Source organism: Stieleria magnilauensis (assembly GCA_007753675.1).
Taxonomy (GTDB): domain Bacteria; phylum Planctomycetota; class Planctomycetia; order Pirellulales; family Pirellulaceae; genus Stieleria; species Stieleria magnilauensis.
On the sequence record CP036432.1, the window covers coordinates 9719176 to 9735436 of the forward strand.

Genomic DNA, 16261 nt, shown 5'->3' on the forward strand with positions numbered 1-16261 from the left:
GCAGATGACAGCGACGAGTCCTATGGCGATAGGGAACCGACGTCGAAGACGACTTTGAACGAATTCGGATTGACGGCCGCCGCGAACGCGGGTTTGACCTGATCCAGCGAGTATCGATCGGTGATCAAACCGTCCACGTCGACTTCGCCGCTCGCCAGCGCATCGAGCGCCTTGGCGAACGGACCGCAGCGTGATCCGACGACGCAAATTTCATCGATCACGATCGAGGCAAGTGAGAGTTGATGCGGATCGGCGACGGTCGTCTTGAGCACCACCGTCCCGCGTGGCCGTACCAGATGAATGGCCATCGGCAATCCGGTCGTCGATCCGCTGCAATCGACCACCACGTCGAATTTGTGCCGGGGAAGCTCCGCGGGATCGGTCGACGGGATCTGAACCACTTCGTATCCGCGATGCCCGAAACGCAGCAGTTTGACGCCGTGTTTGCCGAACACGGTGATTCGGTCGGCAACGGATGAAAGCACCTGGGCCGCCAGATAGCCCAATCGACCGTCGCCCAAGATCGCGATCTGGTCGGCGGACGTGATCGCAACCTGTTCCAAGATTTCAAAGGCGGCGGCGAGCGGTTCGGTAAAGAGCGCCTGGTCGTCGGTCACGTTTTCAGGAACCGCATGTAAATTGTGCTCCGGAATCGCAACGGTTTGGGCGAACACCCCGTCGTGACGATCGATTCCGATCACCGTCCGCCGGGGACAGTGCGTCGGTCGACCGGCCCGGCAAGTCGGGCAGACCCGACAATTGCAATTGATCTCGCCGACCACACGGCGCCCCGCATGGGTTCCCGTTTGCGCAATGCCGACAAACTCATGCCCCAAAACTCCGCGAAACCCCATGTAACCCTGAGCGAGTTGCAGATCGGTTTCGCAAATCCCCGCCTGCAGAACCCGCACCAGCACTTCTCCCTCGGCCGGCGTCGGTTCGGGGTGCGAACTCTGGTAGTGAAGACCGCCGGGGTCCAGGAGGATCGCTTCCATGGGGCTCTTTCCGAATCTCAGCTTTGGATATCGAATTCAATCGGCGCACGACATGCCCCCAAGTTTACCCGCGACCACCTTCGCAACAGGTTTCACAGATCGAATGGCAGCGGGAACACTGCAATTTACCGCGAATTTCAATCAACGTCTTGCCGCGGCAGACCGGGCAGACGCCGTGTCCACCGGCGCCGCAGGTGGCGTCGGCTGAACTTGTCGACGGCGCGTTCCTCGCGGCCAACGGAGTGGTGTTCTGTGAATCCATCAATCCAACATCCATTACGCGTTTGATCAGTCGAACGAAACCAAAACCGCAGTCTATCCGCAAGGCTGGAAAAGGTTCAACGGTGACAGCCGCGATGTGGTGCTTTAGCCAAGCATCGAGTCCAAACCTTCGTCGACGCCCGTTCGCGAACTGCGATAAGCCGAAAGCATCGCAATCGGGTCGATAAACCGCCACGCAGGTAAACTGGAGGCGAACACCGTCATCAACGCCCCACCGCGCAATGCCCAGAACACGTATCCGATCGAAAACACACTCATCCCCGCACCCGCGGCCCCGACCATGACCATCATCGGTGAGTCGTCTTCGTTCTGCTCGGGGTCGTCCCACTGCGTCCAAACGATCGCTTGTTGCAGGTCTTGACGCAGCAAACGTTCGAGTTGCTGCAGTTCGGGGGAGTGGCTGAGAGTCACACTGGAAGCATCGCTTGAAACCGCATAGACGCCGTAAAGCTGTCGTTCGGCTCGTATCACTTCCTCCGGCAACCCGTCGTTGCCCGGCAGGTCACCCCCATCGGACGGTCCCCCGACGCCACCGTCCGACTTGGCACCTGGACCATGCAGGACCGAAGCCAAGGCGATGCCGGAGTCTTCGCCGGACGTTACGGTCGCCTCGGAGGTGTCCGTTGATTCGTCGGATTCCGATTCGACCTCCGATGAAGTGTCGGCATCCGATTCGGTCGCGTTCTCGATCTCGGGTTCTTCGAAATCTGGATCGCTCGGTGGTGTCGGTCCCGATCCACTGACCACCGGCGCGACAACCGGAACTTCAAGGACCACCTCGGCAACATTGCTCGACAGCGTCCCGTCGGTGACTCGGTAAAAGAACGAGTCTTGGCCGAAGAAGCCCGCGTTCGGCGTGTAGGTAAAATTGCCGCCCGGATCCAAACTGAAGGTGCCGTTGGTCGGCGCGGCGACCAACACGATCGCGAGCGCATCACCGTCGATGTCGGTGTCATTGAAAATCACGCCCGCCACTCCGACGGACAATGTTTCACCGATCGTCACCGTGAACGCTTCCCCGGTCGCCGCGGGAGCTTCATTGACATCCGTGACGGCGATCGAGTTCGTCAGCGTTGTCGTCGAACCGTCACTGCTCGTCGCGCGAACCGTAATCGTTTCACTCGCCGATGTTTCGTGATCGAGCGCTCCGGCAACTCGGACGATCCCCGTCGCGGTATCGATCGAGAATCGACCGCCGGCATCGTCGTCGAGTGAATACGTGACAGTGGCGCCGGCGTCCGCATCGCTGGCCAGTGCGGTGATGCCGACGGTGGTTCCGATCACCGCGTCCTCGGCAACTGAATTGGCCGACGAATCAACATCCGCAATCGCGCTGATCGCATTGTCGTTGACGGGCGTCACCGTGATGGTGAAGGTCCCGGCGATCGCCGACGCGCCGTCTTCTCCGCCATCGGCGAGCGTAAACCCAAAGCCATCGCCGATTGTCTCGCTGTCGTCGTGACTGTACGTGACGTCTCCATTGTCCAGATCCGCCTGCGTGAACGTATCACCCAGCGTGAGGGTCCCGAATCCTGCCAACGTCAACGTCCCGTTGTCGACGGCGTCCGTGACGGTGTACGTCAAACCCGTCGAAGCGTCGTCGACATCACTGCCGCTGAGCATGCCCGGCGTGATCGCGGTTCCCGTCGCCCCTTCGGCAACCGTCATCCCCAAGTTGGTTGCCAGGTTCGGTGAATCATTGACCGCCGTGATATCAACGTTGACGGCGCCGATCGTTTGATCCGTTCCGCCCCCGCTGCCGGTGTTGCCGCCGTCGTTGACGACGACTTGGATCGTGTCGGCGTCGTTACCGAAGGTGTGTGGCGTTCCGTGCAGGTACTGGATGTTGGCCGGAGTGTCCAAGAACGTGTTCAAGTCGGCCAGTGAACCGGTCAACGTCAATGTCCCCGTTCCCGATCCGCCCACGGTGACTCCGCCGCCGGTCGATGCCGAGAGATCCCCACCGGTCGAGGTCGAAAGCGTGACCGTCAGGTTGCCGCCGTTGTCATCCAGGTCACTCAGGTTGATCGCCGACAGGTCGACGTTGCTGCTGACGTCTTCGGTCACCGTGATGTCGCTCGGCAGGCCGGCGCCGGTCGGGTCATCGTTGATCGAGGCGACCGAGATGTCACGCGTTTGCGTGTTCGAATCCACATCGCCATCGTTGACAGTAAACGAGACCGTGCGGGTCGCGGTCGAGGGGTTGTCGCTGCTGTTGGTGTAGGTGATGCTCCGCAGCGCCGCTTCGTACTGGGCGACCGTTGCGGTGCCGGTCAGGGTCATCGTTCCGCTGCCCGCGTTCCAAACCCCGCTGATCCCGTTCTGGTCGACGAAGATCAATACGTCTTCGCCGTTGGTGTAGTTCGCGGTGATCTGGACGACGGCTGATTCCAGATTCGTGTCGTCGCTGTCACTCAAGGCCAGCGTGGACGTGATCGCCACGGCACCGTCATTTTCGGTGTAGGCCAGCGTGCTGCCTTCAATCGACGCTTCCACCGGAGCGTCGTTGCCGGCGGTCACCGTCCAGTTAAACGTACTGCTGGTCGTCGTCCCGGCGCCGTCGTCGACGGTGAAGTCGAACGAATCGCTCGTCGTTTCCGAGCCGTCGTGATCGTAAGTGATCAGACCCGCATCGATGTCCGCTTGGGTGAACGTGTCACTGACGTTCAACGCAACGCCGAGACGGTACAGCGTTCCATTGGTCGGCACCGCATCGACGGTGTAAACCAATTGACTGTCCGTGTTGTCCACGTCGGTCGTTTCCAGCATCGCCGTGGTCACGGTGTTACCGACGGAGCCTTCCGGGACCGTGTCGCCGGTATTGGTCGCCAGCACCTGTTCGTCGTTGACCGCGGTGATATCAACGTTGACGGTGCCGATCGTTTGATCCGTTCCACCGCCGGATCCGGTGTTGCCGCCATCGTTGACGACGACTTGAATCGTGTCGGCGTCGTTGCCGAAGGTGTGGGGCGTGCCGTGCAGATACTGGATGTTCGCCGGAGTGTCCAAGAACGTGTTCAAGTCGGCCAGTGAACCGGTCAGGGTCAATGTGCCGGTGCCGCTACCGCCCACGGTGACTCCGCCACCGGTCGACGCCGAAAGATCCCCACCGGTCGAGGTCGAAAGCGTGACCGTCAGGTTGCCGCCATTGTCATCCAGGTCCGCCAAGTTCAGCGCCGACAGATCGACGTTGCTGCTGACGTCTTCGGTCACCGTGATGTCGCTCGGCAGGCCGGCACCGGTCGGATCATCGTTGATCGAGGCGACCGAGATGTCACGCGTTTGCGTGTTCGAATCCACATCGCCATCGTTGACGGTGAACGAGACCGTGCGGGTCGCGGTCGAGGGGTTTTCGCTGCCGTTGGTGTAGGTGATGCTCCGCAGGGCCGCTTCGTACTGGGCGACCGTTGCGGTGCCGGTCAGGGTCATCGTTCCGCTGCCGGCGTTCCAGACGCCGCTGATCCCGTTCTGGTCGACGAAGGTCAATACGTCTTCGCCGTTGGTGTAGTTCGCGGTGATCTGGACGACGGCTGATTCCAGATTCGTGTCGTCGCTGTCACTCAAGGCCAGCGTGGACGTGATCGCCACGGCGCCGTCGTTTTCAGTGTAGGCCAGCGTGCTGCCTTCAATCGACGCTTCCACCGGAGCGTCGTTGCCGGCGGTCACCGTCCAGTTAAACGTACTGCTGGTCGTCGTCCCGGCGCCGTCGTCGACGGTGAAGTCGAACGAATCGCTCGTCGTTTCCGAGCCGTCGTGATCGTAAGTGATCAGGCCTGCATCGATATCCGCTTGAGTAAACGTGTCGCTGACGCTCAAGACGACCGCGCTGCGGTACAGCGTTCCATTGGTCGGCACCGCATCGACGGTGTAAACCAATTGACTGTCGGTGTTGTCCACGTCGGTCGTTTCCAGCATCGCCGTCGTCACGGTGTTACCGACGGAGCCTTCCGGGACCGTGTCACCGGTGTTGGTCGCCAGCACCTGTTCGTCGTTGACCGCCGTGATGTCAACATTGACGGTGCCGATGGTTTGATCGGTTCCGCCGCCGGATCCGGTGTTGCCGTTGTCGTTGACGACGACTTGGATCGTGTCGGCGTCGTTACCGAAGGTGTGGGGCGTGCCGTGCAGATACTGGATGTTCGCCGGAGTGTCCAAGAACGTGTTCAAGTCGGCCAGTGAACCGGTCAACGTCAATGTGCCGGTGCCGCTACCGCCCACGGTGACTCCGCCGCCGGTCGATGCCGAAAGATCCCCACCGGTCGAGGTCGAAAGCGTGACCGTCAGGCTGCCGCCGTTGTCATCCAGGTCCGCCAAGTTCAGCGCCGACAGGTCGACGTTGCTGCTGACGTCTTCGGTCACCGTGATGTCACTCGGCAGGCCGCCTGCATTCGTCGGATCATCGTTGATCGAGGCGACCGAGATGTCACGCGTTTGCGTGTTCGAATCCACGTCGCCATCGTTGACAATGAACGAGACCGTGCGGGTCGCGGTCGAGGGGTTTTCGCTGCCGTTGGTGTAGGTGATGCTCCGCAGGGCCGCTTCGTACTGGGCGACCGTTGCGGTGCCGGTCAGGGTCATCGTTCCGCTGCCGGCGTTCCAGACGCCGCTGATCCCGTTCTGGTCGACGAAGGTCAATACGTCTTCGCCGTTGGTGTAGTTCGCGGTGATCTGGACGACGGCTGATTCCAGATTCGTGTCGTCGCTGTCACTCAAGGCCAGCGTGGACGTGATCGCCACGGCGCCATCATTTTCGGTGTAGGCCAGCGTGCTGCCTTCGATCGACGCTTCCACCGGAGCGTCGTTACCGGCAGTGACCGTCCAGTTGAACGTACTGCTGGTCGTCGTCCCGGCGCCGTCATCGACGGTGAAGTCGAACGAATCGCTGGTCGTTTCCGATCCGTCATGATCGTACGTGATCAGGCCCGCATCGATATCCGCTTGAGTGAACGTGTCGCTGACGCTCAAGGCGACGCCGAGACGGTACAGCGTTCCATTGGTCGGAACTGCGTCGACCGTATAAACCAATTGGCTGTCGGTGTTATCGACGTCGGTCGTTTCCAGCATCGCCGTGGTCACGGTGTTACCGACGGAGCCTTCCGGGACCGTGTCGCCGGTGTTGGTCGCCAGCACCTGTTCGTCGTTGACCGCGGTGATGTCAACGTTGACGGCGCCGATCGTTTGATCCGTTCCGCCCCCGCTGCCGGTGTTGCCGCCGTCGTTGACGACGACTTGAATCGTGTCGGCGTCGTTGCCGAAGGTGTGGGGCGTGCCGTGCAGATACTGGATGTTCGCCGGAGTGTCCAAGAACGTGTTCAAGTCGGCCAGTGAACCGGTCAGGGTCAATGTGCCGGTGCCGCTACCGCCCACGGTGACTCCGCCGCCGGTCGATGCCGAAAGATCCCCACCGGTCGAGGTCGAAAGCGTGACCGTCAGGCTGCCGCCGTTGTCATCCAGGTCCGCCAAGTTCAGCGCCGACAGGTCGACGTTGCTGCTGACGTCTTCGGTCACCGTGATGTCGCTCGGCAGGCCGGCGCCGGTCGGGTCATCGTTGATCGAGGCGACCGAGATGTCACGCGTTTGCGTGTTCGAATCCACATCGCCATCGTTGACGGTGAACGAGACCGTGCGGGTCGCGGTCGAGGGGTTTTCGCTGCCGTTGGTGTAGGTGATGCTGCGCAGTGCGGCTTCGTACTGGGCAACCGTGGCGGTGCCGGTCAGTGTTAGCGTTCCGCTGCCCGCGTTCCAGACGCCGCTGATCCCATTCTGATCGACGAAGGTCAACACGTCTTCGCCGTTGGTGTAGTTCGCGGTGATCTGAACCACCGCCGATTCCAGATTCGTGTCGTCGCTGTCACTCAGCGCCAGCGTGGACGTGATCGCCACGGCGCCGTCGTTTTCGGTGTAGGCCAGCGTGCTGCCTTCAATCGACGCTTCCACCGGAGCGTCATTGACGGTCGTGACGGTGAAGTTAAACGTTCCCGTTGCCGGTGTCGCGCCGTCTTCCCCACCGTCGGCCAGCGAGAAACTGAACGCATCGCTGGTCGTTTCGCTGCCGTCGTGGTCGTAGGTCACGTCTCCGGCATCAATGTCGGCTTGGGTGAAGGTGTCATTGAGTCCCAAGGCGCCGAATCCGGCCAGGTACAGCGTGCCGTTGTCGGTCACGTCGGTGACGGTGTAGGTCAGCCCGGCGCCGCTATCATCGACGTCACCTTCGTTGAGCATCGCTGTCGTGATCGCGGTTCCGGTGGAACCTTCCAAAACCGTCGTGCCGGTGTTGGTCGCGACCGTCGGCGCATCGTTCAGGTCATTGACGTTGACGGTCAGCGTTTCGTCGTAGTAGTTCGATGCGGAGTCCGTCACGCGCACGATCACGCTGTAGGACGACTTGGTCTCGTAGTCCAGGATTCCATCGGTCAGCACCAGTTCGTCACTGGAAACGCCGCCGATGGAGAAGTTCGCTGCATCGGCCCCGCCGAGGATCGAATAGGTGAATGTCTCGCCCGCATCGACATCCGTAGTGGTCAGGGTGGCGACGCTGACGCCGCCGGTGGTATCGGTGAATTCGTTGACCGAAGGGGTGTCGGGGGCGATGTCGGTCGGCGTTTGATTGTTGGGGAACGCCGCGATGGCGGTCAGTTTCTCCGATCCGGACGTCAATCCGATGTCCGAACCGTCCATCAGCAGCGATGCCGTGGCGGCACCATTGCCTGCGCCGGCAACCAACGTCGTCTGCGTGACCGACAACGCGATGATGTCGTGCTTTTTGACCGCCAACGCGTTGCTGCCGACGCCCGAATCGCGATCGACCGAGAGTACGATGGTCCCGGCCAGGATGGTGTGGCCGCCGATGACGGCGTCGGTTTCATAGAGTTCGACGCCGTTGATCTTTTCGGAGAAACCGAGGTTGGTATCGGAGCCATCCAGCAGCGTCTGCAGCGTGCCGCTGGTCGTTCCCGCACCCACATCGGTCGTTTCAAACAACAACAAGGAGGTATCCAGTCCAGTCGCATCGGTGGTCAGCAAGAAATCGCCGGCCTGAAGCACGGTGTCCCCAACGGTCGTGTTTTGTTCGACCAGCGAGATCCCGCGCACATCGGCGCCGACCGGATCGTCCAGCAGCAGATAGAAACTGCCCGACGAATAGTCGCCAGGTGTATCAGCACGGAACACGATCACATCGTTCTTCGAAATCGCCAGCGTGTTGGTGCTAACCAGCGTTTCATTGTCGGCGGTCGAAAACAGCACGTCGCCTTCGAGCAGATTGAAGTTGGAGCTGCCGACCTGGAGATCGGCCGTGACATAGTGCAGGGCGTCGATCTTGGTGTCACCGCCGAAGGTGTCCAGATTGAACACCGACGTCGCGGTGCCGGACGTCGTCCCGCTGACCGGTTCCAGCAAAAGGTCCGGATCACCCAGGCGGAGTACTTCTCCGGCGGTCCAGGAATTGAGCCCGGCGGCGCCTTTGGAATTCACATCACCGTCGGTACTGAACCAAAACGCGGTGTCATTGGCGGCGGCCACGAATTCAGGCGGGTTTTGGTCCCACAGGAACAAGAATGGCTGGACGGTCGTTTCGCCGGTGTTGTTTTCGACTTCATTGCGTTCGCTCCAACTCGATCCGTCCCACAGCGGATTGTTCAGGTCTCCACCCGCATCGAGCGCGGTCAGCATGATCTGATTCGTTTCGGGACGACTGGTCAGCGTGATCGTGCGTACCTGGTCCTTGAGATCGACGCCTTGCGTCTCGGCCGACCAGCCGCCGCCGCTGTCCCAGGTGCGATAACTAAAACGGTTGTCGTTCTCCGAATACACGGCCAGCAGATCACCCGACTGGGATTCAAACGCGACGGCCACACTCAGGAAGGTGTTGTTGGTCTCCGACGTGGAGGCCAGCAGTTTGTCACCCCAGCTGTTTCCGTCCCAGACGGCCAGCCAAGTCTCGTTGTTGGAGGTGTGGGCGGCAAAGGCGATGCGGTCGGTGTTCGGGTCCGAGGCAACGCTGGTCCAGGTCACTTGTCCGGTCACACCACCGGGCGGAGTGATCGATTGCTGGGCCGACCAGGAGCCGCCGTCCCAAACGCGATACAACGCGCTGGCGGTGTTGTCGCCGTAGACCACCATGGCGTCACCGCTTTGCGATTCGTAGCTCACGAAGACCTCGGTGTTGCCCGCGCCGGCGGTGGTGGTCAGGGTTTGGGCATTCCCCCAGGCGTTCCCGTCCCAGACCAGCGCGTAATCCTGGTGGGCGGCGTTGCTGACGACCAGCACCATTTCGTCCGAGGCCGGGTCGGAAGCGAAACGCATCTGCTCGGCTTCGCCGGCGATCGGGGTGGTGATCGTGTTGGTCGCCGACCACGCCGTTCCGTTCCAAACCCGATAGGACAGTCCGTCGGTTCCCGTCGCTGCGTTGTTCCAGACCAGCACGGCGTCACCGCTGACCGATTCGTATTCGATCGCAAATCCCCACTTGGTGGAATCCGTAACGGTGGCGAAATCGTTGAACGTAAAGGCCGTCCAGGCCGACCCGTCCCACATCTGGCCGCTCAGATTGCCGGCCGCGTCGACGCCAATGACGATCTTTTCGTCTCGGTCGGGCGACTCCGCTCCGTCGATGACGCGCCATGGACCGCCGATGTCGGCGGTGTTGACTTCGATACTGAAGTCGTTGCCGTTGAAATCGGCCGCCTGCGGGGTGGACAGGCCGTTTTGAGACCAAATCACGGTAGAGGGGCCGTCGAAAGAGGTATCGGTCACGTTCAGGACGGTGACGCTGATCGCCTGCACGGCGCTGCCGGTCGTTCCGTCACTGGCGGTGACTTGGACTTCGTAGACGTTGTCGCCTTCGACATCCAACGGATTTTCGTAGTCGGGCGGGCTGATGAACGTCAAGACGCCGGAGTTGGTGTCGATCGAGAAGAACGCCTGGTCGGCGCCGCCGGTGATCGAATACGTCGGCGTGGCGGCTTCGGCGTCCGTGGACGTGACCGTCAACACCGCGGTCTGGTTCTCGTCCACCGCGACGGTGTTGGACGACGTGAAGACCGGATCATCGTTGACCGCAGTGATCGTCAGGTTGAACGTTCCGGTGGCCGGCGTCGATCCGTTTTCTCCGCCATCAGCCAGCGAGAAATTGAAGGCGTCGCTGGTCGTTTCGCTGCCGTCGTGGTCGTAGGTGACGTCACCGGCGTCGATGTCAGCCTGGGTGAAGGTGTCGTTCAATCCCAAGGCGCCGAACCCGGCCAGATACAGCGTGCCGTTGTCGGTGACGTCGGTGATCGTGTAGGTCAATCCGGCGCCGCTATCGTCGACGTCGCCTTCGTTGAGCATCGCGGTCGTGATCGCGTTCCCGGTGGAGCCTTCCAGCACGGTTGCACCGGTGTTGGTTGCAACGGTGGGGGATTCATTGACATCCGTGACCGTCACGGCGATGGCTTGGGTGTCGGTTGAAATTCCGTCAGAGACCTGCACCGTGACGTCGTACACGTTGTTGCCACCGTTGTCGGTCGGCGATTCGAAGTTGGGTGCCGACACGAACGTCAGCACACCGGAATTGGAATCGATCGCGAACTTGGTCGAATCAAGTCCGCCGATGATGCTATAGGTCAGTGTTTGTGCGGGCACGTCGCCGTCGACGGCCGTCACGGTGGTCACCGCTGTTCCATTCTCTGCTGCATTGAGGGCGGCAGTCGCGCCGGCGCCGTTGCTGGTGATCGTCGGTGCCGAGTTGGGGGTGTAGCTGACTTGAATGTTGTCAAATTGCACATTGCCGCCCGGGCCCCCGCCGCCGATCGCAGAGACATAGAAACGAATGCGAGTGTCTGCTGCGGTGTAACCGCTGATGTCAAACGAAAGCGTTCCTATGCCGGTATTTGTGGTCGCGTCGATTGTCGCCAGAGTGCTATAGCTGGAACCGCCATTGCCGGAGACTTCGACCAGGACCGTCCGGTCACCGGTCAAGGTATTGTTGTAGGTGAAATCAAAGGTTGCTGCTGAGGCTGAACTCAGATCGACGGTGCGATAAACGTTGGTGCCGACGTTCGTGGCGTCAACCCGAAGTCCTCCGTCCTTTGCTTTGATGGTTCCACTCAACGGATCGCCATCCTCGGAATCCACCCAACTGGTACTCCAGACTTCGGTGCCGTTGCTGTTGCTGTACGCATCGGCGTTGAACAGATCGAGAAACTGTCCGTCATCGGCGACGTCGGATACCGTCACTGCAATGGCTTGGGTATCGACGAGTGTGCCGTCGCTGACCTGGACGATGACGTCATAGACGTTGTTGCCGCCGTTGTCGGTCGGCGATTCGAAATCGGGTGCGGAGACAAACGTCAACACCCCGGTGCTGCCGTCGATCGCAAATTTCGCCGAATCCAATCCTCCGCTGATCGAATAGGTCAGCGTTGCGGCGGGCAAATCGGCATCGGTGGCGGTCACCGTTGAAACATACAGTCCGTTTTCGAACGTGTTGACTGCGGCGGTCGCGCCGCCACCGTCGGAGGTGATGACCGGATTATTGTCGTTCACCGGGGTGACGGTGAAGTTGAAGGTTCCCGTCGCGGGGGTGGCTCCGTCTTCACCGCCGTCGGCCAGCGAGAAACTGAACGCGTCGCTGGTCGTTTCGCTGCCGTCGTGGTCGTAGGTCACGTCGCCGGCATCGATGTCGGCTTGGGTGAAGGTGTCATTGAGTCCCAAGGCGCCGAACCCGGCCAGGTACATCGTCCCGTTGTCGGTGACGTCGGTGATGGTGTACGTCAACCCGGCGCCGCTGTCGTCGACGTCGCCTTCGTTGAGCATTGCCGTGGTAATCGCCGTCCCGGTCGAGCCTTCCAGGACCGTCGTACCGGTGTTGGTCGCGATCGTGGGAGATTCATTCACGTCATTGACATTGATCGTGAACACTTCACTGTACGTATTACTCGCGGAGTCGGTGACTTCGACGGTGATGTTGTGCGAGGTCGACGACTCGAAATCGATCAAGGAGGCATTGGCCACGGAAATTTCACCAGCGGCGCTGATGGCAAATCGACCGCCGGCACTATCGGTCAGAGCGTAAGTGAACGTGTCACCGGCGTCAGGGTCCACGGCAGAGACGCTTCCGACGACCGTCGTGTTTGTCGCGTCTTCACGCACGGACATCGAGAGTGCTGGAGTGCTGGCGGTGAATCCGCCACCGGAAATGTGCTGTTCGGTGAGGTTGTTACCGCTCACCGAATCGGTGACGATGCCGCCGGTGGAAAGATCATTGAAGGTCCAATTGGCGATCATCCCTGATTCGGTATTGGGTAACGTTTGGTCGTAGTTCGTGGAAATCTCGCCGACGGTGCGGACGTCGTTGAAGATGCGGACGTCGTACAGCGTGCCGGAAAAGACGTCGATCGTATTGAAGCCACCCAGCACCGAATCTTGGTCCTGCCCGAAGACAAGCTCACCCGTGCCGGTTATCGTTTGACCGGTTTGATACCCCGTAAACGATTCGACCAAGGCGCCATCGACATAGAAATCCACGGCTCCGTTGGTTGCATCCCAGCTAACGGCCACATGATGTTTGTTGCCGTCAAACAGCTGGGTGTAGGTTCCCGTGGTGCTTTGCAAGGGCGACCCGTTGGAGTTTGCCGCAAACCAGATGCGGCCGTCGCTCTTGAGCAGTAAGGCGAGTTCTTCGTCATTGGCCCCATCGGCATACGACAGCAGCGGAGACAGATCTGCGCCGGGAGTGTCGATCGCGAACGAGGATTCGATGGTTAGTGTCGTCAGTCCACCGAGCAGTCCACCGCCATCGTCGGCGACGAAATAGGTGTCATTGCCCCCGTCATTGTTCAGCCCAAGGCCACCGGTTGCCGTACTTGTTGTCGTCAGATCGGTGGGGGCATCGTTGACGTCGGTCTCAAAGGCACCCAGATCCGGTGCAGCATCGTAGTAGAGCCCCGGATCACTGCCGTTCATGTCCGGCTGGCTGCCGCCCAGATCGACCCCCGCATCAATCGCCGGACTGGTCGGGTTGGTGAGCGAAAAATCGCCAGCTGCCGAGTTGACGTACAGCGGATCCGCATTGACGTCGGATGCGTCAGCGGTGAATCCAAAGGTTTGCCCCGCCAAGTTTGCCGGTCCGGTCACCGCGTCGGTGACCAGGTTGTAAGACTCGGTTGTGATCGATCCGCCGTTAAGGTGAATGCCGTATCCGGCGCTTCCCGTGACGATATTGTTTTGCAAGATCGCGCCGGCGCCTTCAACCGAAATGCCGTCGGCAGTCGATCCGTGAATGGTGTTGTGGTACAATGTGTGGTTGACACCGATGGCGACCTCGTCATTGGCACCGCGTGTTCCGCTCGTGTAAACCGTGTTGCCAATCACGTCCATGCCGCCAGTCCGCAGGCTCAGAATGCCATGATAGCCGTTCTGGGTGATCGTATTGCCGACGATGCTGTCTCCGCCACCGGCACCCGAAGTGGAGATTCCGTTCTCGAAGTTGTAGGCGATGAAGTTGCCTTGACCTGCGGCAAGACCGCCGACGGTGATGTTGGAAGTGACCTGAGTGCTGGCGATGTTGATGCCGCTGAGCTCGTTGCGTAATCCGCCCGATTTGGCGGTGTTGGCTCCAATCGTGTTGGCGTGGATCGTTACATTGGATCCGTCCAACAGGTTGATGCCGTAGCCGTCGTTGCCGGAGATCAGGTTTCCGAATCCGGCGGCGCCGATCACGGTGTTGGTCGCCGCCGATGCGATGGTGATGCCGTCGCCGGTGTTGCCCTTGTCGAGCGTGCCGAGATTGTTTGTCCCGATCAAGTTGCCTTTGATGGTGGTTCCGTCGGCGACGTCCAAGTAGACTCCCGATCCGGTGTTACCGGAAACGACATTCGCTTCGGCCGCATCGTTTGTCCCGTTGCCATCGGTTCCGATCAGGGTGTTGGTCGCCGTTTCGGCAACGCGAATTCCGTGTCCGGAATTGGCGACAATGGTCGACCCGTCGTCGAGCAGACCGACAAAGTTGCCTTGGATGATGTTGGCGTCGACACTCGCGCCGCGAACCTCGATCCCAACGCCTGTGTTGCCGGCGACCACATTGTTACGAACGATGTTTCCCGAGGCTCCGTTGACGACCAGGATACCGACGTCAGCGTTCGCAGCCGCGGTACCGGTCGAATCGATCCCAACCCAGTTGTTCTCGATGATGTTATTGTCAGCCGCGCCATGACCGCTGCTACCGGCGATCTCGATGCCCTCGTCGGTCGAGCCGTTGACGATGAAACCGCGGACCGTGCTGTCGCTGGTCCAGACCGTGATCGCGGCCGTCGCGAAGTTGGCCGTAGCGCTCGCGTCGATCTCGATCAGCGGATTACCGCTATAAGCAACTCCACCCTGACTCATCGCATCGAGAACCACCGAGTCGGTCAGCGCCGGCAGGGCTTCGGCCAAGACGATCGTTTGTTGGCTGCCGACCGCACCGATGGCGAAGTTGATCACGTCGGGTGTGGAAGCATCAAGATTGGTGGTATTGTTGGTCGCCCAAATGGCTTCACGCAACGAAATCAATCCGTCGGCACCCTTGTTGGCCAACAGGGCATCGATCGACGTGGTGTCCCCGTCAGAGACGTCGTTTGCCGTGTCGACGGTCAGGGTGTGCACCGCGGATGCTTGTGATCCGGGATCGATGTAGGTCACCGAAAGCGTCGGAGCGGTGACGCCTTCGGACGAGTTGAAGTCCCAACCGTCGGTGGAATTGATCAGAATCCCCCAGCCATAGTTCGCATAGCCGTCGACCCAGCGTTGGACCGTGGCTTCCAATCCGGTGAAGGTTTGTGAGCCTGCGGTACCGGCGATACTCGCGTCCGGCGTCAACGCCAATTCGCCTCCCACGGTTAGCCCGGCAAAATCATTCCAGTTCGAAGTCTCGTCCCAGTTGTTGAGCATCTCATAGAGACTGACGGTGCCTGCGGATGATCCGCTGACCTCAACGGTTAGCGACGCCGACGTGATTTGGACTCCCTTGGGAATGTCACCAACATCAGTGCCGACGATCCCGTCAAAGCGGATCAGCCCTTGTTCTTCACCACCACCGTTTTCCAGGTCGACCGCGATCGACGTCGCCGCGCCGTGATCAGCATTCGGACTGGATTCTTCAAGCTCGGTATCTAATGTCCCGCTGTAGCCGTTGACATCACCCTGCTGGAAGGTCACGGTCGCGAGGATCTGAACCCAGTCACGCTGGGCTTGCGCGTTGACGAAAATTTGTGTCTCGATCGTGCCCGTCGCGTACTCCAGATCCCAATCGCCACCGAGCGATTCGTGTCCCGTGGCGTCATCGCTGGCGGCGACGTCGGCATCGCTCAGCGTCGCGATCGACTCGATCAAGGCACGTCCTTGGTCGGTACTGGCGAGGTCGCAACCATAAATCAACACGTCGGCATCGGAGTCGAGCGAGTTGGCCCAGGCGGCGATGTCACCGGCGTATCCTTCGGCTGTATCCACGTCCAGACGGACACCGCCGAGTTGGATGCCTTCGCCATCGCCGTGACTGACAATGTGGATCGCATCGACTCCGGATAACTCAGCCAGCGTTTGTGTGATTTGTGTGATCCCGTCTCCATCGGACGATAACCGAACGATTGACCACTGCGTGCCGTCCGCCGAACCGTCGCGCAGTCCCGCCAACAGCGTCTCAGAGTCTTCGACACCGGCGTCAACGAAGACGACCTCCAGACGTCGCGTGGGATCGAATGAAGGCGTCTCGGCCAAATCACTCGATTGGGCTTGATCCGGTTCTGAGTCGGCAGAATCGACGTGAGGGGTGCCGAACAATTGGTCGGTCGTACCGGCGGGTCCCGATTGGAGCATCTCGGCCATCAACGCGTCGAGAATTTCGACGTCGGCGTTGGGAACCGATTCGCCGGCATCAAATCCGTCCGCGCTCAACAGAATCCTGTCTTCCAGCGGGTAGAAGTCAAAAACGCGTTGGCAGTTCTGAGCGGACAAGGTGGTGGATCCAA

Annotated in this window: 2 protein-coding genes; both read right to left on the reverse strand. The window is 60.5% G+C overall.

All coding sequences use genetic code 11. The annotated features are described in order from the left end of the window. Positions 1-20: 20 nt before the first annotated feature. Complete coding sequence (locus tag TBK1r_RS34850) at positions 21-995, reverse strand: MDR/zinc-dependent alcohol dehydrogenase-like family protein (RefSeq protein WP_145220465.1); 975 nt, start codon at positions 993-995, stop codon at positions 21-23. Positions 996-1361: 366 nt separating this feature from the next. Then, a complete protein-coding gene (locus TBK1r_RS34860) occupies positions 1362-16247 on the reverse strand; it encodes a cadherin-like domain-containing protein (protein ID WP_419580694.1) in 14886 nt (4961 codons plus the stop codon). Positions 16248-16261 lie beyond the last annotated feature (14 nt).

Coding starts and splice junctions, on each gene's coding strand:
- TBK1r_RS34850 (WP_145220465.1), bottom strand. CDS start 995: ATGGAAGCGATCCTCCTGGACCCCGGCGGTCTTCACTACCAGAGTTCG.